Origin of the sequence: Janthinobacterium lyxosi (assembly GCF_051380665.1) — a bacterium.
Classification (GTDB): Bacteria; Pseudomonadota; Gammaproteobacteria; order Burkholderiales; family Burkholderiaceae_D; genus Janthinobacterium.
This window is the reverse complement of record NZ_JBNYXM010000004.1, coordinates 178,208-204,172: the sequence shown is the minus strand read 5'-3', so window position 1 is coordinate 204,172 and position 25,965 is coordinate 178,208. Positions and strand designations below refer to the sequence as shown.

General features: G+C 62.9%; 27 protein-coding genes. 22 read left to right on the top strand and 5 right to left on the bottom strand.

Going from position 1 to position 25,965, the window contains the following annotated elements; genetic code table 11:
- The first annotated feature begins 10 nt into the window (after positions 1 to 10).
- The 14 genes from hisS to ACQ4WP_RS05645 all read left to right on the top strand — a co-directional run bounded on the left by hisS (position 11) and on the right by ACQ4WP_RS05645 (position 13,835).
- Positions 11 to 1,372 carry a histidine--tRNA ligase gene (gene hisS, locus ACQ4WP_RS05710; protein WP_436519070.1) on the top strand — a complete coding sequence of 454 codons (1,362 nt, stop codon included), beginning with the start codon at positions 11 to 13 and terminating at the stop codon, positions 1,370 to 1,372.
- Positions 1,373 to 1,426: 54 nt separating this feature from the next.
- The gene (locus ACQ4WP_RS05705) at positions 1,427 to 2,095 is read left to right on the top strand and encodes a YfgM family protein (RefSeq protein WP_034752031.1); all 669 of its coding nucleotides are present in this window, start codon (positions 1,427 to 1,429) and stop codon (positions 2,093 to 2,095) included.
- 85 nt (positions 2,096 to 2,180) lie between these two features.
- The gene (gene bamB, locus ACQ4WP_RS05700; RefSeq protein WP_436519069.1) at positions 2,181 to 3,326 is read left to right on the top strand and encodes an outer membrane protein assembly factor BamB; all 1,146 of its coding nucleotides are present in this window, start codon (positions 2,181 to 2,183) and stop codon (positions 3,324 to 3,326) included.
- A 4-nt stretch (positions 3,327 to 3,330) separates the two neighbouring features.
- Complete coding sequence (gene der / locus ACQ4WP_RS05695) at positions 3,331 to 4,677, top strand: ribosome biogenesis GTPase Der (protein WP_010399874.1); 1,347 nt, start codon at positions 3,331 to 3,333, stop codon at positions 4,675 to 4,677.
- 238 nt (positions 4,678 to 4,915) lie between these two features.
- Positions 4,916 to 5,152: an RNA chaperone Hfq gene (gene hfq, locus ACQ4WP_RS05690; protein WP_010399872.1), complete on the top strand. Its 237-nt coding sequence runs from the start codon at positions 4,916 to 4,918 to the stop codon at positions 5,150 to 5,152.
- Between the two features lie 114 nt (positions 5,153 to 5,266).
- Positions 5,267 to 6,490, top strand: a complete 1,224-nt coding sequence (hflX, locus tag ACQ4WP_RS05685) for a GTPase HflX (RefSeq protein WP_436519068.1) — start codon at positions 5,267 to 5,269, stop codon at positions 6,488 to 6,490.
- Between the two features lie 2 nt (positions 6,491 to 6,492).
- Entirely contained in the window at positions 6,493 to 7,785 is a 1,293-nt protein-coding gene (gene hflK / locus ACQ4WP_RS05680; protein WP_070254060.1) for an FtsH protease activity modulator HflK, read from the top strand.
- Positions 7,785 to 8,672 (top strand): protease modulator HflC, encoded by an 888-nt coding sequence (hflC, locus tag ACQ4WP_RS05675; RefSeq protein WP_436519067.1) that lies wholly within the window; start codon positions 7,785 to 7,787, stop codon positions 8,670 to 8,672. Before hflK ends, hflC begins: the two co-directional genes overlap by 1 nt.
- 272 nt (positions 8,673 to 8,944) lie before the next feature.
- Complete coding sequence (locus ACQ4WP_RS05670) at positions 8,945 to 10,105, top strand: ATP phosphoribosyltransferase regulatory subunit (RefSeq protein ID WP_141170198.1); 1,161 nt, start codon at positions 8,945 to 8,947, stop codon at positions 10,103 to 10,105.
- A 3-nt stretch (positions 10,106 to 10,108) separates the two neighbouring features.
- A complete protein-coding gene (locus ACQ4WP_RS05665) occupies positions 10,109 to 11,422 on the top strand; it encodes an adenylosuccinate synthase (RefSeq protein ID WP_034789024.1) in 1,314 nt (437 codons plus the stop codon).
- Positions 11,423 to 11,488: 66 nt separating this feature from the next.
- Positions 11,489 to 12,034, top strand: coding sequence for a phosphoribosyltransferase (locus ACQ4WP_RS05660; protein ID WP_034752020.1), 546 nt, complete (start codon positions 11,489 to 11,491; stop codon positions 12,032 to 12,034).
- 66 nt (positions 12,035 to 12,100) lie between these two features.
- On the top strand, positions 12,101 to 12,610 hold the full coding sequence (locus ACQ4WP_RS05655; protein ID WP_436519066.1) for a GNAT family N-acetyltransferase: 510 nt from the start codon (positions 12,101 to 12,103) through the stop codon (positions 12,608 to 12,610).
- Positions 12,607 to 13,533: a WD40 repeat domain-containing protein gene (locus ACQ4WP_RS05650; RefSeq protein WP_436519065.1), complete on the top strand. Its 927-nt coding sequence runs from the start codon at positions 12,607 to 12,609 to the stop codon at positions 13,531 to 13,533. The genes ACQ4WP_RS05655 and ACQ4WP_RS05650 overlap by 4 nt, the downstream gene beginning before the upstream one ends.
- Positions 13,530 to 13,835 (top strand): NIPSNAP family protein, encoded by a 306-nt coding sequence (locus ACQ4WP_RS05645; RefSeq protein ID WP_436519064.1) that lies wholly within the window; start codon positions 13,530 to 13,532, stop codon positions 13,833 to 13,835. The genes ACQ4WP_RS05650 and ACQ4WP_RS05645 overlap by 4 nt, the downstream gene beginning before the upstream one ends.
- A gap of 17 nt (positions 13,836 to 13,852) precedes the next feature.
- On the opposite strand, the gene ACQ4WP_RS05640 is transcribed toward ACQ4WP_RS05645, so the two are convergent.
- The 3 genes from ACQ4WP_RS05640 to ACQ4WP_RS05630 form a co-directional block, all read right to left on the bottom strand.
- Positions 13,853 to 14,914 (bottom strand): AI-2E family transporter, encoded by a 1,062-nt coding sequence (locus ACQ4WP_RS05640; protein WP_436519063.1) that lies wholly within the window; start codon positions 14,912 to 14,914, stop codon positions 13,853 to 13,855.
- Positions 14,915 to 15,087: 173 nt separating this feature from the next.
- Positions 15,088 to 15,747: a glutathione S-transferase family protein gene (locus ACQ4WP_RS05635; RefSeq protein ID WP_436519062.1), complete on the bottom strand. Its 660-nt coding sequence runs from the start codon at positions 15,745 to 15,747 to the stop codon at positions 15,088 to 15,090.
- Positions 15,748 to 16,005: 258 nt separating this feature from the next.
- Positions 16,006 to 16,656: a hypothetical protein gene (locus ACQ4WP_RS05630; RefSeq protein WP_436519061.1), complete on the bottom strand. Its 651-nt coding sequence runs from the start codon at positions 16,654 to 16,656 to the stop codon at positions 16,006 to 16,008.
- Positions 16,657 to 16,842: 186 nt separating this feature from the next.
- Between ACQ4WP_RS05630 and ACQ4WP_RS05625 the strand changes: the two genes are divergently transcribed.
- Complete coding sequence (locus ACQ4WP_RS05625; protein ID WP_436519060.1) at positions 16,843 to 17,469, top strand: flavin reductase family protein; 627 nt, start codon at positions 16,843 to 16,845, stop codon at positions 17,467 to 17,469.
- Between the two features lie 11 nt (positions 17,470 to 17,480).
- Here ACQ4WP_RS05625 and ACQ4WP_RS05620 read toward each other — a convergent pair whose 3' ends face one another.
- On the bottom strand, positions 17,481 to 18,293 hold the full coding sequence (locus tag ACQ4WP_RS05620; RefSeq protein WP_436519059.1) for a FadR/GntR family transcriptional regulator: 813 nt from the start codon (positions 18,291 to 18,293) through the stop codon (positions 17,481 to 17,483).
- A 188-nt stretch (positions 18,294 to 18,481) separates the two neighbouring features.
- On the opposite strand from ACQ4WP_RS05620, the gene ACQ4WP_RS05615 reads away from it, so the two are divergent.
- The 6 genes from ACQ4WP_RS05615 to denD are packed head-to-tail and all read left to right on the top strand — an operon-like array spanning position 18,482 to position 24,501.
- A complete protein-coding gene (locus tag ACQ4WP_RS05615) occupies positions 18,482 to 19,810 on the top strand; it encodes an MFS transporter (RefSeq protein ID WP_436519058.1) in 1,329 nt (442 codons plus the stop codon).
- A gap of 16 nt (positions 19,811 to 19,826) precedes the next feature.
- On the top strand, positions 19,827 to 20,726 hold the full coding sequence (gene ltnD / locus ACQ4WP_RS05610; protein WP_436519057.1) for an L-threonate dehydrogenase: 900 nt from the start codon (positions 19,827 to 19,829) through the stop codon (positions 20,724 to 20,726).
- A gap of 21 nt (positions 20,727 to 20,747) precedes the next feature.
- Positions 20,748 to 22,049, top strand: a complete 1,302-nt coding sequence (otnK, locus tag ACQ4WP_RS05605) for a 3-oxo-tetronate kinase (protein ID WP_436519056.1) — start codon at positions 20,748 to 20,750, stop codon at positions 22,047 to 22,049.
- Complete coding sequence (gene otnC / locus ACQ4WP_RS05600) at positions 22,046 to 22,711, top strand: 3-oxo-tetronate 4-phosphate decarboxylase (RefSeq protein ID WP_436519055.1); 666 nt, start codon at positions 22,046 to 22,048, stop codon at positions 22,709 to 22,711. Before otnK ends, otnC begins: the two co-directional genes overlap by 4 nt.
- A gap of 18 nt (positions 22,712 to 22,729) precedes the next feature.
- Positions 22,730 to 23,521 carry a 2-oxo-tetronate isomerase gene (gene otnI / locus ACQ4WP_RS05595; protein WP_436519054.1) on the top strand — a complete coding sequence of 264 codons (792 nt, stop codon included), beginning with the start codon at positions 22,730 to 22,732 and terminating at the stop codon, positions 23,519 to 23,521.
- A 2-nt stretch (positions 23,522 to 23,523) separates the two neighbouring features.
- Complete coding sequence (denD, locus tag ACQ4WP_RS05590) at positions 23,524 to 24,501, top strand: D-erythronate dehydrogenase (RefSeq protein WP_436519053.1); 978 nt, start codon at positions 23,524 to 23,526, stop codon at positions 24,499 to 24,501.
- Here denD and ACQ4WP_RS05585 read toward each other — a convergent pair.
- Complete coding sequence (locus tag ACQ4WP_RS05585; RefSeq protein WP_436519052.1) at positions 24,498 to 25,340, bottom strand: DUF6597 domain-containing transcriptional factor; 843 nt, start codon at positions 25,338 to 25,340, stop codon at positions 24,498 to 24,500. The genes denD and ACQ4WP_RS05585 overlap by 4 nt on opposite strands.
- A gap of 56 nt (positions 25,341 to 25,396) precedes the next feature.
- Between ACQ4WP_RS05585 and ACQ4WP_RS05580 the strand changes: the two genes are divergently transcribed.
- A complete protein-coding gene (locus tag ACQ4WP_RS05580) occupies positions 25,397 to 25,891 on the top strand; it encodes a DUF3224 domain-containing protein (protein ID WP_436519051.1) in 495 nt (164 codons plus the stop codon).
- Positions 25,892 to 25,965: the final 74 nt, after the last annotated feature.

The window sequence follows — 25,965 nt, the reverse complement described above, 5'->3', positions numbered from 1 at the left end:
AGTAGATACTATGTCCGAAAATAAAAAAGCAGAGAAAATTACAGGCGTGAAAGGCATGAACGACGTGCTGCCCGCCGACGCCCCGCTGTGGGAGTTGTTTGAAAATACGGCGCAATCCGTGTTGCAAAGCTACGGCTTCCAGCAAATCCGTACGCCGATCGTGGAAGAAACGAAATTGTTCGCGCGCGCCATCGGCGCCGTGACCGATATCGTGGAAAAGGAAATGTATTCGTTCACCGATTCGATGAACGGCGACAACCTGACCCTGCGCCCTGAAGGCACGGCTGGCGTGGTGCGCGCCGTGGTCGAGCACAACCTCGTCTACGAAGGCCCGAAACGCCTGTGGTACAAGGGCCAGATGTTCCGCCATGAGCGCCCGCAAAAAGGCCGCTATCGCCAGTTCCATCAGTTTGGCGTGGAAGCCATCGGTTTCACGGGCCCGGATATCGACGCCGAGATCATCATGCTGTCGCGTCGCCTGTGGGATGACCTGGGCCTGGAAGGCATCCGCCTGGAATTGAATTCAATCGGTGACGCGGACGAGCGCCTGCGCCACCGCGCCGACCTGATCGCCTACCTGGAAAGCCACAGCGAGCTGCTCGATGAAGAAGCCAAGCGCCGCCTGCACAGCAATCCGCTGCGCATCCTCGATACCAAGAACCCTGCCATGCAGGACCTGGTCAATGGCGCGCCGAAGCTGCTGGACTACCTGGGCGAGGAATCGCTGGCCCACTTCCACGGCGTGCAGAAGATCTTGAACCACAACAATATTCCCTTCACCATCAATCCACGCCTGGTGCGCGGCCTCGATTACTACAACCGCACGGTGTTCGAGTGGGTCAGCGACAAGCTGGGCGCGCAAGGCACGGTGTGTGCCGGTGGCCGCTATGATGGCATGGTGGAAATGTTTGGCGGCAAATCGACGCCAGCCGTCGGTTTCGGCATGGGCGTCGAGCGCCTGGTGCTGCTGATGAAGGACGCGGCCGAGCCGGAGCAACCGGCCCAGTGCGACGTCTACCTGGTGCACCAGGGCGAGCAGGCAGGCTTGCAAGCCTTCGTGCTGGCCGAGCGGATTCGCGATGCAGGCCTCGACGTTGTGCTACATTGCGCAGCGAGCAACGGCGGTGGCAGCTTCAAGACGCAAATGAAAAAGGCCGATGCCAGCGGCGCGGCGTTTGCCGTGATCATGGGCGACGATGAAATCGCCAACAATGTCGCCACGGTGAAAGCCATGCGCGAGGCCGATGCTGGCGCGCAACAAAATACGGTACCGTTCGACGATGTCGTCGATTACGTGGTGGACCAGATCATCGGCGACCACGATTGCGGTCACGACCACGGTCCTGGCGGCCATGTGCATCACCACCATTGATTTGAAGTAAGACCGTACTACCCTCGATCAACTACTCATTAAAACTGACGACCCATGGCATACGATCACGAAGAACAAGAACAACTGGCAACCCTCAAGGCCTGGTGGCAGCGCAATGGCAATCTGACCTCCTGGGTCCTGATCGTGGCGCTGGCAGGCTATAGCGGCTGGGCTGGCTGGCAGTACTACCAGCGCACGCAGGCTGCGCAAGCGGGCCAGCTGTACGACGAACTGCAAAACGCCATCGCCGCCAAGGACACCGCCAAGGTGATGCGTGCGGCCGGCGACATGCAATCGCGTTTCAGCGGCACGGCGTATGCGCAGATGAGCGCCCTGGCCGCGGCCAAGGTGGCGTTCGATGCGAATGACCTGAAAACGGCCAAGACCCAGCTGCAATGGGTGGCCGAGCACGGTACGGAAGAGTACAAGGCCATCGCCAAGCTGCGCCTGGCGGGTGTCCTGCTGGACGAAAAAGCCTACGATGAAGCGTTGAAAGTGCTGGCGACGGCCAGCGTGGCGCAATTTGCCGGCGCCGTGGCCGACCGCAAGGGCGATATCCTGGTGGCGCAAAACAAGCTGGCCGATGCACGCACGGCCTACCTGGCCGCGCTGGCCGCGACGGACAAGAACAATCCAGGTCGTCAATTGATCCAGGTCAAACTGGAAGCGATTGGCGGTACGGTACCGGAAGACAAGGCCAAGGCTGACAAGGCCGCCGCCTGACAGGAACACTGATGGTTCGGCCATGCGGCGTTTGGCGCCGCCTGTCATGCCCTTACAAGTACAAGAAAAAGGTTGGATAACACTTATGCGTGTCACTGAAAAGCTGGTAGCTGCAAGTCTGTTGGCCCTGATGGCCGGTTGCTCGTCCTGGAACCCGTTTGCCTCGAAAGATCCGAAAGTCGAACCGGCCAAGCTGGTGGAGTTAAAATCGAGCCTTGCCGTGCGCGACGCCTGGAAGTATTCGATCGGCAAGGCCGGCGTGTACGCCTTTACGCCTGCGCTGGCCGGCAACAGCCTGTACGTGGTCAATGCCGATGGCGCGCTGGCGCGCCTGGATGCGGCCAGCGGCCGTGAAACGTGGCGCATCAAGGCCGGCAGCGACATCACCTCCAGCGCCGGCAGCGATGGCGCGCTGGTGGTCGTGGGCGCCGCCAAGGGCGCCGTGCTGGCCTTTGATGCCGATGGCAAGCAACTGTGGAAGGCGCAGGCGTCCAGCGAAGTGCTGACCCCGCCTGTCGTCGGGCAGGGCGTGGTCGTGGTGCGCAGCGTGGACAACCGCATCGTCGGCTTCGATGCCAAGACGGGCGAGCGCAAGTGGACGGTGCAGCGCGCTACGCCGGCACTGACCTTGCGCAATGCGCCGGGCATGGTGCTGGGCGGCGCGAATGTCTATGTGGCCCAGCCGGGCGGCAAGCTGCTGGCACTGACGGCCGCCACCGGTGTGGTACGCTGGGAGATCGTCGTCAGCGAACCGCGTGGCGCCACTGAACTGGAGCGCGTCTCCGACATCGCCGGCACGCCGGTGGTGTTCGAAGGCGAAGTGTGCGCCGTCACGTACCAGGGCAAGGCGGGCTGCTTCGATGCAGCCACGGGCGTGCCGCGCTGGACCAAGCCGATCTCGTCCGATGTGGGCGTGGCCGTCGACCAGCGTTTCGTATTTGCCGCCGACGCCCAGGGCGCCGTGGTGGCGTTCAGCCGCGAAGGCGGCCAGAGCGCCTGGAAGAATGAGGCGCTGGCGCGCCGCCGCCTGTCGACGCCGGCCTCCTTTGGTCGCAGCGTCGCCGTCGGTGACTATCAAGGTTATATCCACTTCCTGTCACGGGAAGATGGCGCATTAATAGGTCGTTTCAGTACCGACGGTAGCCCGATTGTTTCGGCTCCCGTTGTTGCCGGTTCGAATTTGATTTTTCAAACCCAATCAGGGACAGTGACCGCTCTCGCGGTCGAGTAATACAATGAAGCCGGTAATTGCACTAGTAGGTCGACCCAATGTTGGGAAATCGACTTTATTCAATCGTCTGACCCGCTCGCGCGATGCGCTGGTGGCGGATTTGCCTGGGTTGACGCGCGATCGTCACTATGGCGAAGGCCGTGTCGGCGAACGTCCCTTCCTGGTCATCGATACGGGTGGTTTCGAACCCGTCGCCAAGGAAGGCATCATGCACCAGATGGCACTGCAGACCAAGCAGGCCGTGGCCGAGGCCGACGTGGTGGTCTTCATCGTGGACGGCCGCCAAGGCCTGACCCCGCATGACAAGACCATCGTCGACTTCCTGCGCAAGAGCGGTCGCCCGGTCTTGTTGGTGGTCAATAAAAGCGAAGGCATGCGCTACACGGCCGTCGTGTCCGAATTCTATGAATTGGGCATGGGCGATCCGTATGCGATCTCGTCGGCGCACGGCGACGGCGTCAACGACCTCGTCGAAGTGATGCTGGACCTGGCCTTCGCGCAGCGTCCGGATGAGCCTGAAGAGCTGGAAAAGACCGACCGCGGCATCAAGATTGCCCTCGTCGGCCGTCCGAACGTGGGCAAGTCGACGCTCATCAACACCCTGCTGGGCGAAGAGCGCGTGATCGCCTTCGACATGCCGGGTACGACGCGCGACTCGATCGAGATCCCGTTCGAGCGCGATGGCCAGCAATACACCTTGATCGACACGGCCGGTATCCGCCGCCGCGGCAAGGTGTTTGAAGCGATCGAGAAATTCTCGGTGGTGAAAACCCTGCAGTCAATTTCCGAAGCCAACGTGGTGGTGCTGATGCTCGACGCGCAGCAGGATATTTCAGAGCAAGACGCGCATATCGCCGGCTTCATCCTGGAATCGGGCCGCGCGCTGGTGGTGGCCGTGAATAAATGGGATGGTTTGCAATCGCACGAACGCGACGAGATCAAGATCGATATCGACCGCAAGCTCGATTTCCTGTCGTTCGCGCAGATGCATTTCATTTCGGCGCTGAAGGGCACCAACATCGCTCCACTGATGAAGTCGCTCAACGCCGCGTATGCGGCCGCCATGTGCGACCTGTCGACGCCGAAACTGACGCGCGCCCTGATCGAGGCCGTGGAGAAGCAAGAGCCGCGCCGCAAGGGCTCGATCCGTCCGAAGCTGCGCTATGCCCACCAGGGCGGCATGAACCCGCCTGTGATCGTCATTCACGGCAATGCGCTCGACGCTGTTGGCGATCCCTACAAGCGCTATCTGGAAAAACATTTCCGCGATACGTTTGCCTTGGTCGGCACGCCGCTGCGCATCGAACTGCGCACGGGTAAAAACCCGTTTGCACGCACGCCGAGCAAGTAATGATTTAACAGCTGGATTAAGTGGATATTAAGGCGCCGCAGAGATAATGCGGCGCCGACAGCCAATTTGATGGCTCTTGCACGAAATGAAAGTGTTAATGCGCCATGCGCGACAGCGATCGTGAAAACAGGTTACAGTAGCTATGACGCATCTTTCTTTCTATGAAAGGTGTGAGAGCACTTGAAATCAAGCGAGTCGCCTCCAATTCTTACACAACAACATAAACAACGGAGCTGTTATGAGCAACAAAGGGCAACTGTTACAAGACCCATTCCTCAATGCATTACGCAAAGAGCATGTTCCTGTCTCGATCTACCTGGTCAATGGCATTAAATTGCAGGGCCATATCGAATCGTTCGATCAATATGTCGTATTGCTGCGCAATACGGTGACACAGATGGTGTACAAGCATGCCATCTCGACAGTGGTACCGGCCCGTGCCGTCAATCTCAATATTGAACCTGAAGCGGAGTAAAGCGTTGAGCTTGACGGCCCAGCGCCTTTCACCCGCCATCGCCCCCGTCCGCGCCAGCGGCGCTGATGCGTTTGCATCGGCGTCGGCGTCCGCCGCAACTTATCTGATGCCATCATGCGCGCGGCACTAGTCGGGGTTGACTTCGGTCACAGCGACTTCGCCGCCAGCATGGAGGAACTCATGCTGTTGTCGCGTTCGGCTGGTGCAGATCCGATTTCCACCATCACGGCCAAGCGTTCCAGTCCCGATTCCGCGTATTTCGTCGGCAGCGGCAAGGCCGATGAAATTGGCGACGTCGTCGTCAACGATGGTCTGGAAATCGTCATCTTCAATCACGCCCTGTCACCTGCTCAGCAGCGCAATCTGGAAAAGCGCCTGAATGTGCGGGTGCTCGACCGTACCAGCCTGATCCTCGACATCTTTGCGCAGCGCGCCAAGAGCCACGAGGGCAAGCTGCAAGTCGAGCTGGCCCAGTTGCAGCATCTGGCCACGCGCCTGATCCGCGGCTGGACCCACCTTGAGCGGCAAAAGGGCGGGATCGGCTTGCGCGGTCCCGGCGAGACGCAGCTCGAGACCGACCGCCGGCTGATCGGCGACCGCGTCAAGGCCTTGCGCGCCCGCCTGGAAAAGCTGCACAAGCAGCGCGAAACGCAGCGCCGCGCGCGCGGCCGCAATCACACATTCTCGGTGTCCCTGGTCGGCTATACCAATGCCGGCAAGTCGACCCTGTTCAATGCCGTGACCAAGGCTGGCGTGTATGTTGCCGACCAGTTGTTCGCCACCCTGGACACCACCTCGCGCCGGGTTTACCTGGGCCAGGAAGTGGGCAATGTGGTGATCTCCGACACGGTCGGCTTCGTGCGCGAATTGCCGCATCAACTGGTGGCCGCTTTCCGCGCCACGCTCGAAGAAACCATCCATGCCGATTTGCTGCTGCATGTCGTCGACGCTGCGTCGCCGGTGCGCATGGAGCAGATCGAGCAGGTCAACCTGGTCTTGAAAGAGATCGGCGCCGATCATATTCCGCAAATCCTCGTGTGGAACAAGATCGATGCGGCCGGGCTGGAGCCATCGTTGGAGCGCGATGAATATGCTACGATCAGTCGCGTCTTCGTCAGTGCGCAGAAGGGCAGCGGTCTCGACCTGCTGCGCGATGCGATTGTCGAGATGGTCAGGAAGGCCCCCGGCTCGGCCCACCTGTATCAGAACGACGCAGCACCGCAGGAAGATCAGTTGGACGGTCAGTACGACCAGCACGATGGCGCCGCCCCGGACCAGGACGAAGAGCCTGGCGAGGACGATAGGATTTCCACCCACTCCCAAGTCGGAACACGATAGTTATGCTTGTCTCCCTACTCAAAAAAACAGGCTTGAAGTTGTCCCTGAACGATCCCCGCTGGGGCAATCGCAAGGACGACGGCAAGAAAGCCCAAGAAGGCAAAAAGCCCGGCGAAGGTCCACCGGACCTCGATCAGTTGTGGCGCGATTTCAATCAGCGCCTGAACGCCTTTTTCGGACAGAAGAACCGTCCCGACAACGGCGGCAATAACAACGGCGGTGGCGGTGGCCCGCGTCCCGACATGAAGGGCGCCGGCATCACCGCCGGCGTGGTCGGCGTGATCGCCGTCTTCATCTGGCTCGCCAGCGGCGCCTTCATCGTGCAAGAGGGCCAGAACGGCGTCGTGCTCACGTTTGGCAAGTACAGCCATACCACGCCGGCCGGTTTCAACTGGCGCTGGCCGTACCCGTTCCAGACTGACGAAACCGTCAACGTGTCGCAGGTGCGCACGGTGGAGGTGGGTTACCGCCAGTCGCTGCGCAACAAGCAGGCCAGCGAGTCGCTGATGCTGACGGACGATGAAAACATCATCGACATCCAGTTCGCGGTGCAATACACGCTGAAGGATCCCGTCGCCTGGCTGTTCAACACGCGCGACCAGGAAGATACCCTGCGCCAGGTCGCCGAAACGGCGATCCGCGAAGTGGTCGGCCGCAGCAAGATGGACTTCGTGCTGTACGAAGGCCGCGAAAAGGTCGCTTACGATACGCAGCAGCTGATGCAGCAGATTCTCGACCGCTACAAGGTTGGCGCCGTCATCACCAACGTGACGATGCAAGCCGTGCAGCCGCCGGAGCAGGTGCAAGCCGCCTTCGACGATGCCGTCAAGGCTGGCCAGGACCGCGAACGCCAGAAGAATGAAGGCCAGGCTTACGCCAACGACGTCATTCCAAAAGCCCGCGGCGCTGCTTTCCGCCTGATGGAGGAGGCCGCAGCCTACAGCGCGATGGTGACCGAGAACGCCGCAGGTAATGCGTCGCGCTTCAAGCAGGTGCTGGTCGAGTACCAGAAGGCACCGGTCGTCACGCGCGACCGCATGTACCTGGAAACGATGCAGCAAGTGTTCAGCAGTGCCAGCAAGGTCATGGTTGACGCGAAGACGGGCAGCAATCTGCTGTACCTGCCGCTCGACAAGCTGATCGCCCAGACGGCTGCCACCGATGCCGCTGCCGCTGCCGCCCGTGCTGCCGCGACACCCGCAGCCAACACCGTTTTGCCACAGGAAGCCATGCCGACAGTAGAAGTCAATACGCGCCGCGACAGCCGCTCTTCGCGTGAACGGGAGAGCCGCTAATGAACCGTATCGTAGCCGCCCTGATCGCGGGCTTTATCGCGATCATGCTCTTGTCCTCGACCGTGTTCGTGGTCGACCAGCGTAAGTATGCGGTCGTCTTCGCCCTCGGCGAAGTCAAGGAAGTCATCAGCACGCCGGGCCTGTATTTCAAGCTGCCGCCACCGTTCCAGAATGTGCTGTACCTGGACAAGCGCATCCTGACGCTGGACACGCCGGAGCCGGAACGCTTCATCACGGCCGAGAAGAAGAACATCCTCGTCGACGCCTATGTGAAGTGGCGCATCGCCGACCCAAGGCTGTATTTCCGCAGCTTTGGCGGCGATGAAAAGCCGGCCCGCAACCGCATGTCGCAAATCGTCAAGGCAGCGCTGAACGATGAAATCACCAAGCGCACCGTGCGCGAAGTGATCTCGGGCCAGCGCGGCAAGGTGATGGAAGCGATCCTGGCCAAGGTCTCGGCGGAAGCCAAGGCCATCGGCGTGGAAATCGTCGACGTGCGCCTGAAGCGTGTCGATTACGTCGAGCAGATCAACAACTCCGTGTACGAGCGCATGAAGTCAGAGCGCGTGCGCGTGGCCAATGAGCTGCGTTCGACCGGTTCGGCCGACTCCGAGAAAATCCGCGCCGATGCCGACAAGCAGCGCACGGTGATCCTGGCCGAAGCATATCGCGAAGCCGAGAAGATCCGCGGCGAGGGCGATGCCAAGGCATCGCAGATCTATGCGGAGGCGTTTGGCCGGAATCCGGAGTTCTACAAGTTTTACCGTAGCCTGGAAGCCTACCGCGCCACCTTCAAGGACAAGGGCGACGTGATGGTGGTCGATCCGAGTTCGGAATTCTTCAAGTACTTCAAGGGCGGCGGCGCAGGCGGTTCGGCCAAGAAGTAAGGCAGCATCCAGACTGCACCTGGCCGCAAGGCCGGGTGGCAGCAGCAGCGGGGCCGGCATCGACGCCGGCCCCGTTTTTTTTGTGCCCGCCATGCTGTTGCGGGAAGGCGTAAAATGCGGTGTTTTTAGGGCCGTGCGGCAGCGATTCGGACAACTTATCCCTAAAGGCCCGTGTTTTCGCGTAAAATATCAGGTTCGGCCTCTTGCCTGGCGCGCCCGCCGCTGCCTCGCATGATGCATTCTTTCAACTTTCTTCCGTATCTCGCTCCCTCATGCCGAATTGGCTTTTGCCCGAAAATATTGCCGATGTTCTGCCGTCGGAAGCGCGCAAGATCGAAGAGCTGCGCCGCCTCATGCTGGATAATTTCCGTCTGTACGGATATGAACTGGTGATGCCGCCGTTGCTCGAGTATCTGGAATCGCTGATGACTGGCGCTGGCAAGGATACCGACTTGCGCACGTTCAAACTGGTCGACCAGCTGTCGGGCCGCATGCTCGGCCTGCGTGCCGACATGACGACGCAAGTGGCGCGCATTGACGCGCACCTGCTCAACCGTGCCACCGTGACCCGTCTGTGCTACGCCGGCAGCGTGCTGCATACCCGTCCATCGGGTCTGCACGCCACCCGCGAACCGCTGCAGATCGGCGCCGAAATCTATGGCCACGCCGGCCTGGAAGCGGATGCCGAAATCCAGGAGCTGGCGCTCGCTTCGCTGGCACTGGCCGGTTTTGACGCGGTCCGCCTGGATTTGTCGCACGTTGGCCTGTTGCGCGCTATCATTGCGCAAGACGCTGCTGCCGTGCGCGACGAGGCTGCGCTGTACACCTTGCTGCGCGCGAAAGATGCGCCGGGCCTGCGTGCGCTGACCGCCGCCTACGATCCCGTCACGCGCGATGCGCTGCTGGCCTTGCCGAACCTGTATGGCGATATCGACGTGCTGGCGCGTGCGCGCGAAGTGCTGCCGCCGCTGCCAGGCGTGCTGAAAGCGCTGGCCGAGCTGGCCGCGCTGGCGGGATCCGCCCTGGGCCGCGCCGAAGTGGCGATCGACCTGGCCGACCTGCGCGGCTACCAATATGAAAGTGGCGCGATGTTTGCGCTGTATGTACCTGGCTTGCCGAACGCGGTTGCGCGCGGCGGCCGTTATGACCACGTCGGCGAAGCGTTCGGCCGGGCACGTCCCGCGACCGGCTTCTCGCTCGATTTGCGCGAACTGGCGCGCCTGTTGCCGACCGCGGAACGGAAGCATTCGATCCGCGCGCCGTGGGGCAGCGCGCCAGAATTGAAGGAAAAAATCGCCGAGTTGCGCAAGGCGGGCGAGGTCGTGATCCAGAGTATGCCGGGTCACAGTAATGAACAAGACGAGTTCGAGTGCGATCGCGTGCTGGTACTTGCCGATAATGGTAGTAGCTGGATTCTTAAAAACTTAGGTTGAGTGATGTCAAAGAAAATTATGGCAAAGAACGTTGTTGTCATCGGCACCCAATGGGGCGATGAAGGTAAAGGCAAGATCGTCGATTGGTTGACCGATCACGCCCAAGGTGTGGTGCGCTTCCAGGGCGGCCACAATGCAGGCCACACGCTGGTCATCGGCGGCGTCAAGACCGCGCTGCAGCTGATCCCGTCGGGCATCATGCGTCCAGGCGTCGCCTGCTACATCGGTAACGGCGTGGTCGTTTCCGTGCCGGACGTGCTGCGCGAAATCGACAAGCTCGAAGCCGTCGGCGTTGAAGTCGCCTCGCGCCTGAAAGTGTCGGACGCCGCACCGGTGATCCTGCCTTACCACTCGGCACTCGACCTGGCCCGTGAAGCGGCGCGCGGCGCGGCCAAGATCGGCACCACCGGCAAGGGCATCGGCCCGGCCTACGAAGACAAGGTGGCGCGCCGCGCCATCCGCGTCGCCGACCTGCTGAACGAGAGCCGTTTCGCTGAAAAACTGGCGGAAAACCTCGATTACCACAACTTCGTGCTGGAGCACTACCTGAAAGCTCCGCGCATCGATTACCAGAAGACCCTCGACGACGCGCTGGCCTATGTGCCGCGTCTGCGTCCGATGGTCACCGACGTGTCGAGCGCGCTGTACAAGGCGCACAAGGCCGGCGCCAACCTGCTGTTCGAAGGCGCGCAGGGTTCCCTGCTGGACGTCGACCACGGCACCTATCCGTTCGTTACCTCGTCGAACTGCGTGGCCGGCAATGCCGCCGCCGGTTCGGGCGTCGGTCCTGGCATGCTGCACTACATCCTGGGCATCACCAAGGCTTACACGACGCGCGTCGGTTCCGGCCCGTTCCCTTCGGAACTGCCAACGGATGCAGGCGTTGGCCACCACCTGGCGCAAGTCGGCCATGAATTCGGCACCGTGACGGGCCGTGCCCGCCGCTGCGGCTGGTTCGACGCCGCCTTGTTGCGCCGTTCCGTACAGATCAACGGCGTGACGGGCATGTGCCTGACCAAGCTGGACGTGCTGGACGGTATCGAAACGCTGAAACTGTGCACCGGCTACACCATCGACGGCGTGGCCACGGACATCTTCCCATCGGGCGCTGAAGAAGCCGCCCGTTGCGTACCTGTGTACGAAGAGATGCCAGGCTGGACGGAAAGCACGGTCGGCGCGAAATCGCTGGCGGCCTTGCCCGCAACAGCCCGCGCTTACATCAAGCGCATCGAGGAACTGGTCGGCGTGCCGGTGGACATGGTTTCTACCGGTCCGGATCGTGAAGAAACGATCGTGCTGCGCCACCCATTCGAGTAAGCTGCTGGACACAATCCGCCGCAAGGCGGATTTTTTTAATCACGCTAATAATAAGATTTCACTATCATGACTACCCCACAATCGAACGATCAACATCTCTGGGTCAACTGGGAAGAGTACCACCGCCTGATCGAGCGCCTGGCGCTCAAGGTCTACGAATCGGGCTGGAAATTTGACCAGGTATTGTGCCTGGCGCGCGGCGGCGTGCGTCCTGGCGACGTGTTCTCGCGCATCTTTGATTTGCCATTGGCCATCCTGTCGACCAGCTCCTACCGCGAAGACGCGGGCACGGTGCGCGGCGACCTCGATATCGCCAAGTACATGACCATGACCAAGGGCCCGCTGGCTGGCCGCATCCTGCTGGTCGACGATCTGGCCGATTCGGGCGTCACGCTGGACAAGGTCACGCGTCACCTGAAGGAAAACTTCCCTGACGTGACCGAAGTCAAATCGGCCGTGATCTGGCTGAAAGGCTGCTCCGTCGTGCGTCCTGACTACTTCCTCGACGAGCTGCCGCACAACCCGTGGATCCATCAGCCGTTCGAAGACTACGACGGCTTGCGCCCGCACCAGCTGGCGGCGTGGATCAAGAAGGGCGAAGCAGGCAAGTAATTCGCTTGCACTCTTGCTAAAAAAAGACGATCGTGTATCGTCTTTTTTTTTGTCCAAGGAAATGCGATGACCATACTGACGACGGCGCGCCTGCGCCTGGAACCGATCACCGACAACCACTACGAGCGCATGCGCACCCTCAACACCGATCCCGAGGTGATGACTTACCTGAACGCGGGCCAGCCCGAAACGGAAGAGGTGACGCGCGCGGCCATCGCCCGTACCATGGGACGCTGGGCCGAATGGGGTTATTCCTGGTGGGCGCTGATCCGTCTCGACGATGGAGCTCTGGTGGGCATGGCTTGCCTGCAGCACCTTGGCGGCGACAGGGCCAATCCCCTTGAAATCGGCTGGCGCCTGGCGCGGACCAGCTGGGGGCAGGGTTATGCCAGCGAAGCGGCCGCTGCCATCGTCGCCCATGCCTTCGACGTCGTCGGCGCGCCCGAGGTGGTGGCCGTGGCCCATCCCGATAACGCCGCCTCGATCAAGGTCATGACCCGTCTGGGCATGCAGTACGCGGGCATGGAACGCCATTACGACCTCGATAGCGTGGTGTACCGCTTGCCGCATCCATGACGGTAACGCAGAAGCCCCTGAAACTGGGCTGCAGCTACGGCGTGCAGTTTTCGCCCGATGGCACGCGCCTGGCCGCGCTGGGGCGCGACCTGGTGCTGTGGGATGTGGCGGCGCGCCAGAAACTGTGGCGTGGAAAATTCATCGCGCACATGTCGGGCATGGCCTTCTCGCCCGATGGCAGCCGGCTCGCCATCAAGAGCACGACGGGCCAGCTGGCCGTGGTGGATGCCGAGGCGGGCCAGTTGCTGCTGAACTTCCAGAACAAAAAGGATGGTGAAGGTTGTGGCCCCGCGTGGTCGCCGTGCGGGCAGTATCTTGCCGACGGCGGCTGGGATGGCCGCCTGCGGCTGCGCGCGGCGGCAACAGGCGAGGTGCTGTTCAAGCAGGAGCACCCTGGCGAGATGCTGCGCGGTGTCTACGCCATCGATGGCTGGCGGCGCTTGCTGATCCAGCATGGCGTCAAATCGGTGGACGAAGGGCAGGTGCAGCCGCCCGACTACTGCAGCGTGTGGGACTGGCCCTTGCAAGACGGAGGCGGGCGCACGGTGCTATCCCTGCCAGGCATGATGTCGTGCGCACCATCGCCGGACGGGGAATATCTGGCCGTGCTGCACCACGCCGGCGGCGCGGAGTTCCTGTCCATGTATGCGCTGGCCGATGGTAGCTGTCTGGCCAAGGTACCCGTGGAGGCGGGGGGCGGCACGGGCAACGCCTTGCGCTGGCTGCCCGACGGCAGCGCACTGGGACGCATCGGCAAGGGCAAGCTGCTGTTTTACGGCTGGCCCGCGCTCGATGTCTTGGCACAACACGCTTTTACGTATCCCTGCGCGCTGGACTTTCTGCCTGGTTCTCCGCAGGCCGCCATCGGCTCCTGGGAAGCGGGCATGTTGATGGATTTGAACGTTCACAAGGAAACCGCATGATTACCTGTTATTTGCGCTACATCATCGACCCGTACAAACTGCGGGAATTCGAAGCCTACGGCAAGCTGTGGATACCGTTGGTCGAACGCTTCGGCGGCCAGCACCACGGCTATTTCCTGCCGTCCGAAGGCGCCAGCAACGTGGCGCTGGCCATGTTCTCGTTTCCCAGCCTGGCCCTGTACGAGCAGTACCGCAGCGATTCGATGCAGAATGCCGAGTGCCAGGCCGCTTTCCGCTATGCCGAAGAGACGCGCTGCATCGTCAGTTATGAGCGCAGTTTTTTCCGCCCGGTGTTTGGCTGACTGCGCTTCACCACGCCTCAATCCTCGGCCTGGAATTCGCTGGCCGAGACGAACAGATCCCACGAAGCGATGAACAGGGCCGCCACCACGGGGCCGATGACGAAGCCGTTCAGGCCAAACAGGGCCATGCCGCCCACGGTCGACAGCAGCACCACGTAGTCGGGCATCTTGGTATCCTTGCCCACCAGGATGGGACGCAGCACGTTGTCGACCAGGCCGATGACGAAGACGCCGAAGGCGGCCAGACCTGCGCCTTGCCAGATGGCGCCCGTGGCCAGGAAGTAGACGGCCACTGGCGCCCAGACGAGGGCGGCGCCGACGGCCGGCAGCAGCGACAGGAAAGCCATCAGCACTGCCCACAGCAGGGGTGCGGGCACATCCAGGAACCAGAACGCCAGGCCGCCGAGGGCGCCCTGGGCAATCGCCACGAGGATGTTGCCTTTCACGGTGGCGCGGATCACCGTGGTGAAATTGCTGAACAGGCGCTGCTTGTACTTGCGGCTCAGCGGCACGGCGCCCTTGATGCGGGCCGACAGGGCGGAGCCATCGCGCATGAGGAAAAACAGCAGGTACAGCATGATGCACAGGCTGGTGAGGAATTCGAAGGTGTACAGGCCCACATTGATGGCTTTCACCGCCACCACCTGGCTCACCTGCGTGGCGCCCTCGGCCAGCTTGTCCTGCAGGCTGGCCAGGCTGGTCAAGTTGAAGCGGTCGAGCAAGTTGATCAACCATTGCGGCAGTACCGCCATGATTTTATTGAAGAACATGGCGACCGTGATTTCGCCCGAACGCACCATTTCCACTACGCTGGCCGCCTGGTTCACCAGCGACACGGAAATGAGCGACAGCGGCAGTATCACGATGACGACGATGAGCAGCAAGGTCAGCAGCGACGCCAGGCCGGCGCGGCCCCTGGTTTTCAGCAGCAGCCAGCGGTACACGGGCGCGAACAGGATCGCCAGGACGACGCCCCAGAAGATGGCGCCCGCATACGGCGCCAGTATCCAACCGAAGCCGATGGTGACGATGCTCAAGAGGAGCAAGAACACTTTCTGGTGCAGCGTGAGTGTATGCATGGGCGGTAGCGCAATGATAAAGGTTGAGTTGCGCCATCATAAGCGAGGCGTGGTGCGGCGCGCCATACAATTGTCGCGCTGCGTGCGCGGTCCCGCTTGGCCATAACAGCCTAACACGCTGTCTGGCCAGGCCGGACTGCTTCACGCCGGGACGCGATGGGGCTTGAACAGGGTCAGTCGCGCTGCGGCGCGCCCAGGGGAAAGAGGTGGCGGTACGGGCGTGCTTCTTCCACCGCGCGGGCGAACGATGGACGGGCCAGCAGGCGCGCGCGGTAGGCGTGCAGCCGGGGCAGCGTTGCGGGAATCGGCTGCGTCCAATCCGCATAGAACAGCGAGGGAGCGGCGGCGCAGTCGGCCAGACTGAAGTGTTCGCCGGCGGCCCACGTCTTGCCGGCCAGGTGGGTTTCCAGCCAGGCGTAGGCGAGGTCGAGCTTTTCTCCGGCAAACGCGCGGCCTTCCCGGGTCTTCGCCGGGTCGCCTGTCAGGGCGGCGCCGACGGCATGCTGCACGGGCGTCATGACGTGCAGGTCGAAATAGCGGTCGAGAAATCGTACTTCCAGCGCCGGCATTGGGTCGTCCGGCAGCAGGCATAGCGGGCCGGGATGGGCCAGTTGCAGGTATTCGATGATGATGCTGGTCTCGGCGACGTTGCGTTCCCCATCCACCAGTAGTGGAAACTTGCGCAGCGGCCAGCGCTCCAGCCACTGCTGCAAGTGCTGCGGCATGTCCGGCGCCAGGCAGCGGAAGTCGAACGGTATGGCGTTCTCGTGCAGGGCAATGAGCACCTTTTGCGTGTATGAAGAAAAGGGATGGCCGTAGAGTATGAGCGACACGATGGAATCTCCTGTGCAAGGTTGGCAACACGCGCGTGCTGCAACGATAGTGCAATGACAGGATCAATGCAAGCGATCCGGATCGTTCGTGCGCCGGTTGTTCCCGCTTGCATGCGTGGCCCGCCCGCTGTCCGGAAGCGCAAGTGGCGCCGCTGGCAGCGCCAGATTCTGGAGGTGTTATTTTTGCCTGATGGCATAGCGATTCGATGCAGGCCTCCGAGTGCCTGGCCGCCCCCCGCTACGCACCATCGCCCTTTGTTAGAACCTGATGGGACAAGGCGCCGCAGTCCCTTCGCCAAAACCGGCGTAGCCGGATCGCGCGCTCAGGTTCAGCGTCATGTTGCCTTTGTCCGGTAAATAGATGCAGTATTCACCGGTCGCCGTGATGACGCGATAGATGCGCTTGGGATCGTTTGGTGCACTCCACAGTTCGATGCGCGCTGCTTCGAGCCACTTCGGCTTGACCGCCGCATGCGCTTCCGCGAAGCCTTTCGCCAAGCGCGAGTGCGCCGTATCGGGCGGCGCCACGAACTCCTGCGGATGCTCGGCGCGCAGCTGGCGGTCGATGGCGCCGGCTGCCTGCAGCGCCTGTTGCGCCAGCGAGAGGGCGCCGGTCTTTGGCGCAGCAGGTGCCGGTTCGGCCAGCAAGGCGTTGTCTTGCTGCTTGTCCGGCGCCAAGGCTGCTTGCGCAGGGGCGGGTTCGGCGGGGGGAATGAAACCTCTCATTGTCGGCGGTGGCGGCATCAGCTGCAGCCAGACCCGCTCATCGTGTTCCGTTCTTGTGTGCACGGGCCGCGTGGCCGCCCAGAACAGCGCCAGGTGCAGCAGGACAATCGCGGCGATGTAGCGGCCCTGGGGCCGACGACCGATAGAAAAATCATGCTCGTGTCGCGCAAGGTCGGTGCTCATCTGTTCCACGGTTCCCGTGATGAAGGTGGCACCAGTATGCAAATTTGCAACAGCACTGTAAACAGCTTTCGGGCAGAGCGCGGATTACGCCCCCCCCAGGGTACTGAAAAATGCGCCTGTGCGACGATTTTGTTAAGCTGGCATTCCAGGCGCGCTGCTGTGTGCGCCGTGATGACAGGAAGACGCATGGCCGACGATATGCATTTTTATGAACCTGTGCAGGGCCACGGCTTGCCGCACGATCCCTTCAACGCCATCGTGGGGCCGCGTCCGATCGGCTGGATCGCCACGCGCAGCGGCGATGGCGTGCTCAATCTGGCCCCCTACAGTTTTTTCAATGCCTTCAATTACACGCCGCCGCTGATCGGTTTTTCCAGCATCGGCCGCAAGGACACCTTGCGCAATATCGAGCAGACGGGCGAATTCGTGTGGAACCTGGCGATCCGCCCATTGGCCGATGCCATGAATGCCAGTTGCGCGCCGGCGCCGCCCGAGGTCGACGAATTCGCGCTGGCCGGCCTCACGCCGGCCGCCTCGCGCATCGTCAAGGTGCCGCGCGTGGCTGAAAGCCCCGTGTCCTTCGAATGCCGGCGCACGCAGATCATCGAGCTGCAAGGGTTAAATGGGGAAGGCGTCGGCAGCTGGCTGGTGCTGGGGGAGGTGGTGGGCGTGCACATCGCACGCCATCTGTTGACAGATGGCGTGTACGACACGGCAGCCGCTGCGCCGATATTGCGCGGTGGCGGGCCGGCCGATTATTTTGAAATCGGTCCGGACAGCCTGTTCCAGATGCGCCGACCAAGCTACCCCTGAACGGGAGCGGGCTATTTCTGCATGATGGGGTCGCGCCCCAGGGTACGCGCCAGCGCGCCGCCGTCGCCGCGCCAGAATTCGCGGTCGGCCAGGCGCACGCGTTCGGCCGCATGCTGCATGTGTTCCATGGCCGCCTGGCGCGCCCGTTGCGGGTCGCCATCGGCGATCGCCTGCACGATTTTTTCATGTTCGCGGCGCACTTCGATGGAAAAGTCCGTGCGCCGCGCTTCATTCGCGCGCGTCACCTTGACGGCCGAGCGGATCGGGTCGGCGAACATGGCGACGAATTTCGGCCAGTAGGGGTTGCCCGTCGCCTCGGCGATGCACAGGTGCAGGCGCACGTCTTCTTCCACGCCATCGACGCCGGCCGCCACCGCTTCCTCGATGCGCCGCAGCGCATGTTCGATATCGGCCAGCTGGCCCGGCGTGCGCCGCACGGCCGCCAGCGCGGCGATTTCCGCTTCCAGTCCCTGCCGCACCTCGATCAGGTTCAACAGCGATTGCACCGATTGCTCCGTCAGCGCGTCGCCACGTTCACCGCTCTTCGCGCCATCTTGCGCGCACACGAATGTGCCGCTGCCCTTGCGCGTGACGACGATGCCGTCTGCCTGCAGCAGGGCGATGGCTTCGCGCAGCACCGTGCGGCTCACGCCGAAGTGACTGGCCATGGCTTGTTCCGATGGCAAACGCGTGCCGCCGGCCAGGCCATCGTTGTGGAGCTGCTGGCGCAGCCGGGCCGCAACGCGCGCACCCAGGGTGCCGGTGGTGAAACTGCCCGCAGCGGGCTCCGGCGCGGGAAGGGTAAAGCTGAACGTGCGGTCCATCGGGTGCATCCTTGCGCTAACGGTTCTCATTGGGCTTGCCTGCTTGCCATTATATGGAATATACAGCTTGACACACACAAAACACACACATAATATACATCCATGCAAATTTTAGACAAGTTGCCAGCCACCTCCGGTGGACGATAAAAACCCGGCACGGTCGATCCCTCAGTGATCAGGAGACAAGCATGGAAGTATCACAAGCATTGCTCGGGCAGCCGGCTGGCGCGGCCGCCAGCCAGAAAACCATCGACGACGCCGTCTACCGCAAGGTGACCTGGCGCATCATTCCCTTCCTCATGCTGTGCTACATCGTCGCTTACCTCGACCGTGTGAACGTGGGCTTCGCCAAGCTGCAAATGCTGGCCGACCTGCAGTTTTCCGAAACCGTGTACGGCCTGGGCGCGGGTGTGTTCTTCCTCGGCTACTTCCTGTTCGAAGTGCCCAGCAACGTCATGTTGCACAAGATCGGCGCGCGCGTGTGGATCGCCCGCATCATGATCACCTGGGCCATCATCTCGGGCGCCTTCATGTTCGTCACCACGCCGACCCAGTTCTACGTCATGCGCTTCCTGCTCGGCATCGCCGAGGCGGGCTTCTTCCCAGGTATCATCCTTTATTTGACCTACTGGTATCCGTCCGAGCGCCGCGCACGCATGGTGTGCACCTTCATGGCCGCCATTCCCGTGGCGGGCCTGATTGGCGGTCCGCTGTCGGGCTGGATCATGGAAACCTTCGCCGGCTGGCACGGCTATGCGGGCTGGCAGTGGATGTTCGTGCTCGAAGCGATTCCCGCCGCGCTGATGGGCGTGGCCGTGCTGCTGTACCTGGACAACAGCATCCGCGCCGCGAAGTGGCTGACGGAAGAGGAAAAGGTCATCCTCGAGCAGCGCATCGCCACGGAAGCGCAGGGCAAGGTCTCGCACCCGTCGATCCGCGCCATGTTCGCCGACCCGCGCATCTGGGTCATGGCCCTGATCTATTTCTGCTGCGTGATGGGCCAGTATTCGCTGACCTTCTGGCTACCCAGCTTGATCAAGGCGGCCGGCGTGACGGGCGTGCTCAATATTGGTCTCTTTACGGCGATCCCGTATTCGGTGGCAGTGGCGTCGATGATACTGCTGGGCCGCAGCTCGGACAAGTACCGCGAACGGCGCTGGCACATGGCCATCCCGCTGGTCGTCGGCGCCGCCGCCATCGTCTGCAGCGCGCTGGCCGGCGCCCACAACACGGGCTGGGCCATCTTCTTCCTGACGATCGCCGCCGGTGGCATCCTCGCTGCTTCGCCCATGTTCTGGAGCCTGCCGACGGCTTTCCTGGGCGGCGTCTCGGCCGCTGCCGGCATCGCCGCCATCAATTCGGTGGGCAACCTGGCCGGCTTCGCGGCACCGTACATGATCGGTTCCATCAAGGATTTGACGCAATCGACCGACATCGCCATCTACCTGCTGGCGGGCATCCTGGTGTTTGGCGCCTTCATCATCATGCGGGTGCCGGCCAAGCTGGTGAACAAATAAACAAGGGGAGCAAATTATGAGCGCAAGAATCGAAAAAGTGGGCGTGATCGGCCTGGGCGCCATGGGCATGGGCATCGCGCAATCGTTGCTGCGCGCTGGCTTCGAAGTGCATGCCTGCGACGTGCGCCCCGAGACCGTGCAAACGCTGGTCGACAAGGGCGCCCATGCGGCGGTGTCTCCTGCCGCGCTGGCGGCGCAGGTGCAGGCCTTGCTGATCGTCGTCGTCAATGCGCAGCAGACGCAAGCCGTGCTGTTTGGCGAGCACGGCGCAGCCAGCGCCCTGGCGCCCGGCAGCGTGGTGATCGCCTGCGCCACCGTGGCGCCGGAGTTTGCCGAGGCGCTGGGCGCACGTCTGGCGGCCATGGGCCTGCGCTTCATCGACGCGCCCATTTCCGGCGGCGCGGCCAAGGCTGCATCCGGCGAAATGTCTGTCATGGCAGCCGGCGCACCCGACGCATTTGACGCCTGTGCCGGCATTTTTGACGCCATCTGCGCCAGGCTGTATCGACTGGGCGAACAGCCGGGGCAGGGCTCCAAGGTCAAGATGATCAACCAGCTGCTGGCCGGCGTGCATATCGCCGCCGCCGCCGAAGCGATGGCGCTGGGCTTGCGCGCCGGCTGCGATCCGGATGCCCTGTACGAAGTCATTTCGAACAGCGCCGGCAGTTCCTGGATGTTCCAGAACCGCGTGCCGCATATTCTGAAGGGCGACTACACGCCGTTGTCGGCCGTGAATATCTTCGTCAAGGATTTGGGCATTGTGCTCGATTACGCGAAGAAAAGCGTGTTCCCATTACCGCTGTCGGCCACGGCGCACCAGATGTTCATGCAGGCGTCGGCCGCCGGTTTTGGCGGCGAGGACGATGCGGCAGTAATCAAGCTTTTTCCCGGTATCACCTTGCCGGCAAAGGCGTAAACGAATCAAGAAGGAATCATCATGACTGTACTACTGGGATGTATCGCCGACGACTTCACGGGTGGCACCGACCTGGCCGGCATGCTGGTCAAGGCCGGCATGCGCACGGTGCAGCTGATCGGCGTGCCGCAAGGGCCGCCGCCAGCCGATGTCGATGCCGTCGTCATTGCCCTCAAGTCGCGCACGAATGCACCGGCAGACGCGGTGGCTGAGTCGCTGGCCGCGCTGGCCTGGCTGCAGCAAGCGGGGTGTCGCCAGTTCTACTTCAAGTACTGCTCCACGTTCGACTCCACGCCGCGCGGCAATATCGGTCCCGTGGCCGAGGCGCTGATGCGGGTGCTCGATACGGACTTCACGATTGCCTGCCCAGCGTTCCCCGCGAATGGCCGCACCATCTACAAGGGCAACCTGTTCGTCGGCGACGTGCCGCTGGCCGAATCGGGCATGCGCGACCATCCCCTGACACCGATGACGGATTCGAACCTGGTGCGCGTGCTGCAGCAGCAGGTGCAAGCCAAGGTGGGCCTGGCCGATTTTTCCGTGGTGGAGAAGGGCGCGGCCGCTATCGCCCAGCGCTTTACGGACTTGCGCGGGCAGGGTTGCCATTTTGCCATCGTCGATGCCGTGTCGAACCGCGACCTGGAAGCCATCGGCGCCGCCTGCGCCGACTTGAAACTGATCACGGGCGGCTCCGGCATCGCGCTGGGACTGTCGCAAAATTTCCGCCAGCGGGGCCAGTTGTCGCCATCGCATGCGGGGCAGGCAGGACGCTTGCCACCGGCATCCGGATTTCGCGCCGTCATCTCGGGCAGCTGCTCGGTGGCCACGCAGCAGCAAGTGGCGCACCTGCGCGCACTGGCGCCGTCATTTCACGTCGACCCACTGCAACTTGCTGCGGGCGGCGAGGTGGTGGACGCCGTGGTGGAGCAGGCCCTGGCCTGGGCTGGCGCGCACCTGGCGCAAGGCCCTGTCCTGATTTATGCCACGGCCACGCCGGACGCCGTGCGCGCCGTGCAGGCGGAGCTGGGCGTGGAGCGGGCCGGCGCCCTCGTCGAGGAAACCCTGGCCGCCATCGCGCAAGGGCTGTTGCGCCTGGGCGTGGGTCAGCTGATCGTTGCTGGTGGCGAAACTTCGGGCGCCGTCGTCAAGGCGTTGGGCGTGGCGGGCTTGCGCATCGGTCCCGAGATCGATCCTGGCGTGCCCTGGACGCAAGCCTTGCCTGCGCCGGGCGACGATGGCAGGGCGCCTTTGGTGCTGGCCCTCAAGTCCGGCAATTTCGGCACGGTAGATTTCTTCAGCAAGGCCTGGCAGGTGCTGGCATGAGTACCCTTGCGATTCACACTTCTCCAGAAGAGATGCGTCAGCGCGAGCAGATCGTCGACTTTGGCAAATCGCTGTTCGAACGGGGCTTGACGGCCGGCAGCAGCGGCAACCTGAGCGTGCGCCTGTCCGATGGCTGGCTGCTGACGCCGACGAATGCCAGCCTGGGGCGGCTCGATCCCGCGCAATTGTCCAAGCTCGATTGGGACGGTAACTTGCTCAGCGGTGCGCCGCCGTCAAAAGAGGCATTTCTGCACCGCGCCATGTACGAGGAACGGGGCAGCGCCGGCGCCATCGTGCATTTGCATTCCACCCATTCGGCGGCCGTGTCGTGCATGTGCGGCCTGAATCATGACGATTGCATCCCGCCGCTCACGCCATACTTTGTGATGAAGGTGGGGCGCTTGCCGCTGGTACCATATCACCGTCCGGGCGACCCGGCGCTGGCGGGGGCGATTGGCGCCATGGCGCGCAAGCATTCGGCCGTGCTGCTGGCCAACCACGGTCCCGTGGTCTCGGGTACCAGCCTGGAAGCGGCCGTGTATGCGGCCGAGGAGCTGGAAGAGACGGCCAAGCTGTTCCTGCTGCTGCGCGACGTGCCCACGCGCCCGCTCGACGCGGCGCAGATCGCGGACCTGAAGCACACATTCAAACTTGACATATAAGAAATCCAGGAGATACGCATGCCCCGTTTTGCCGCCAATCTGACCATGATGTTCAACGAAGTGCCTTTCCCGCAGCGCTTTGCCGCCGCCGCGCAAGCGGGCTTCCAGGGCGTCGAATTCCTTTTCCCGTATGACCACGCGCCGCAGGAGGTAGCCGGCTGGCTGCGCGAGCACGGCTTGCAGAATGTGCTGTTCAACCTGCCGCCGGGCGACTGGGCTGCAGGTGAGCGGGGCATCGCCTCGCTGCCGGGCCGCGAAGCGGAGTTCCGCGCGGGCGTGGGGCGCGCCATCGAGTATGCGCTGGCGCTGGGCACGCCACGCGTGCACATGATGGCGGGCCTGCTGCCCGTCGGCGCCGACATCGAATTGCACCGCGCCACCTACCTGGCCAATTTGAAATACGCGGCGAAGGCCGTGGGCGAGCATGGCATTGAACTCTTGATCGAACCGATCAATGGACGCGACATGCCTGGCTATTTCCTCGTCACGCAGGCGCAGGGCCATGCGTTGCGGCTTGAGTCGGGCGCGTCCAACGTCAAGGTGCAGATGGATTTTTATCACACGCAGATCGTCGAGGGCGATATCGCCATGACGTTCAGGAACAACTTCGATGGCATCGGCCACGTGCAGATCGCCAGCGTCCCGGCGCGCCATGAACCGGACGATGGCGAAGTCAATTACCCGTATTTATTCAGGCTGCTCGATGATCTGGGCTACGAGGGCTGGATCGGCTGCGAATACCGTCCGCGCGGGCGCACCGAAGATGGCCTGAGCTGGTTCGCCGCCTACAACAACAAACAAGGAGCATGAAGATGAAAGTACTCATTACCGGCGGCGCCGGTTTCCTGGGGCAGCGCCTGGCGCACCAGTTGCTGGCGCAGGGCCAGCTGACGGACAGCCACGGCCAGTTGCAAACGATCAGTGAGCTGGTGCTGGTCGACGTGGTGGCCGCGCATGACTTCAACGATGCGCGCGTCAAGGTGGTCACGGGCGACATCGCCGACGGCATCCTGATGCGCGCCACCATCGACACGCAGACCACTTCGATTTTCCACCTGGCCGCCATCGTCAGTGGCCAGGCGGAAGCCGATTTCGAGCTGGGCATGCGCATCAACCTCGACGCTTCGCGCCTGTTGCTCGATATCTGCCGCGAACTGGGGCACAAGCCGAAGGTGGTGTTTACCAGTTCCGTGGCCGTCTACGGCGGCAAGCTGCCCGAGGTGGTGCAGGATACGACGGCCTTGAATCCCCAGTCATCGTACGGCGCGCAAAAGGCCATCGGCGAATTGCTGCTCAACGATTACAGCCGCCGCGGCTTTGTCGACGGGCGCGTGCTGCGCCTGCCGACCATCAGCGTGCGCCCGGGCAAGCCGAACAAGGCGGCGTCCTCGTTCGCCAGTGGCATCATCCGCGAATCCTTGAATGGCGAAGCGGCCGTCTGCCCCGTGGCCACCGATTTGCGTCTGTGGCTGCTGTCGCCGCGCGGCGCCATCGCCTCCCTGATCGCCGGCCACGAACTGGCGGGCGAGATGTTTGGCGCCAGCCGCACGGTGAACTTGCCGGGTCTGTCGGTCAGCGTGGGCGAGATGATCGCAGCACTGGAGCAGGTGGCCGGCAGCGACGTGACTGCGCGCATCAGCTATGCGCCCGATCCAGCCGTCGAACGCATCGTCCAGAGCTGGCCCGGCGCCTGGGACACGGCCCGCGCCGAAGCGCTGGGTTTGACGGCCGATGCAGATTTTGCCAGCATCATCCGTGCGTACATGGACGACGTCAACGCGGCTGGTTAGACTGACTTGGGCAGCTGCGAGCGGCGATAGTCGAGTGGCGTGCTGCCCACCAGTTCCGTAAAACTGCGGCTGAAATGGGCCTGGTCAAAAAAGCCCAGTGCATGCGCCAGGCTGGCCAGGTCGGGTGCATCGGGCTGTGCCAGGCGCCAGATCGCCTCCTGCAGGCGGTAGCGCTGGATGACCCATTTCGGCGGCACGCCCACGTAGTTGGCGAACAGGCGCTGCAGCCTGCGTTCGCCAACGGCCATTTTTTCGCACAGTTGTGCCACACTAGCCGGACCGTTGTGGGCCGCTGCCGCGGCAGTCAGACGGGCGGCCAGCAGGGCAGCGTCGTCGACCTGCGGCAGCCTTGCCAGCAGCAGTACCTGTGCCTGCGCCAGCATGGCAAGATCGTTGGACTCGCCTAACACCCGCGCCTCGGCTTGCGCTGCCGGCATGCCCAGCAGCGCATCTGCCGCGATGGTCGTGTCGGTGAAGGTTGACAGTGGCTGCGTGATGAACGGGCGCAGGCCGCCCGGCGCGAAACGCACGCCCAGTACCTTGCCCGCACCGATCAAAGGCCTGTCGAAGGCGCCGCGCACCACGCCATGGATGGCGGTGCATCCGGCATCGAAAACCAGGTGGGCGTTCGGGTACGGCAGCACGCGCTGCGTCTCCGGCGTGCAGCCCCGCCTGTCCCATTCGACCACCCAGAAATACTCGACAAACGGCGCCAGCGCGGCAACCGGTGGATAGGTCGCCAGGCGTATCCGGCGCGCCGCCGCCTGTGGATCGACGATGCCTTTCGGTGCTTGCCCGCGCGCGTCGAGCAGATTGGCCGCGTTGTCGGTTTTATCCAATATTTGTCTCCTGCGCGGCCTTAAGCTGGCTCTCTCGCATTGATCGAAAGTGAATCATGAAATCACACAGTTGGTCGGGCCTGATGCTGGCCGCATGTTGTCTATCGGTGGCGCCAGCCGGCGCCACCTCGTCTGCAGAGGGAGATCATCGCATGCACGCGCACGCTACGGGAAGTTTTAGCATCAGCATGACGCCAGCCACGGCGCCGCAACGCGCAGGGCGCACGAGCTTGGGAAGGGTGCTGCTCGACAAAGTCTATGCGGGCGACCTGGTCGCCACTGCCACGGGGCAGATGCTCAACGGCGTGACCGACACCCAAGGCGCGGCCGGCTATGTCGCCATGGAAGCCATCACGGGCGTGCTGCAGGGCAGGGAAGGCAGCTTCGTGGCGCAGCATGCGGGCACCATGGCCGACGGCAGACAGGAGCTGAGCATCTTCATCGTGCCGCATTCCGGCACGGGGCAGTTGACGGGCATCAGCGGGACGCTGGCCATCCGCATCGTCAATGGCCAGCATTTCTACGACATCGACTATTCGCTGCCGGAGTAGGGTGGTGCCGGGCTGGGCCTGAGAGCCGGGCCGGGAATCGAGCCCCGGCCGTTTTCTTGTCGTGGCGGGCGCTG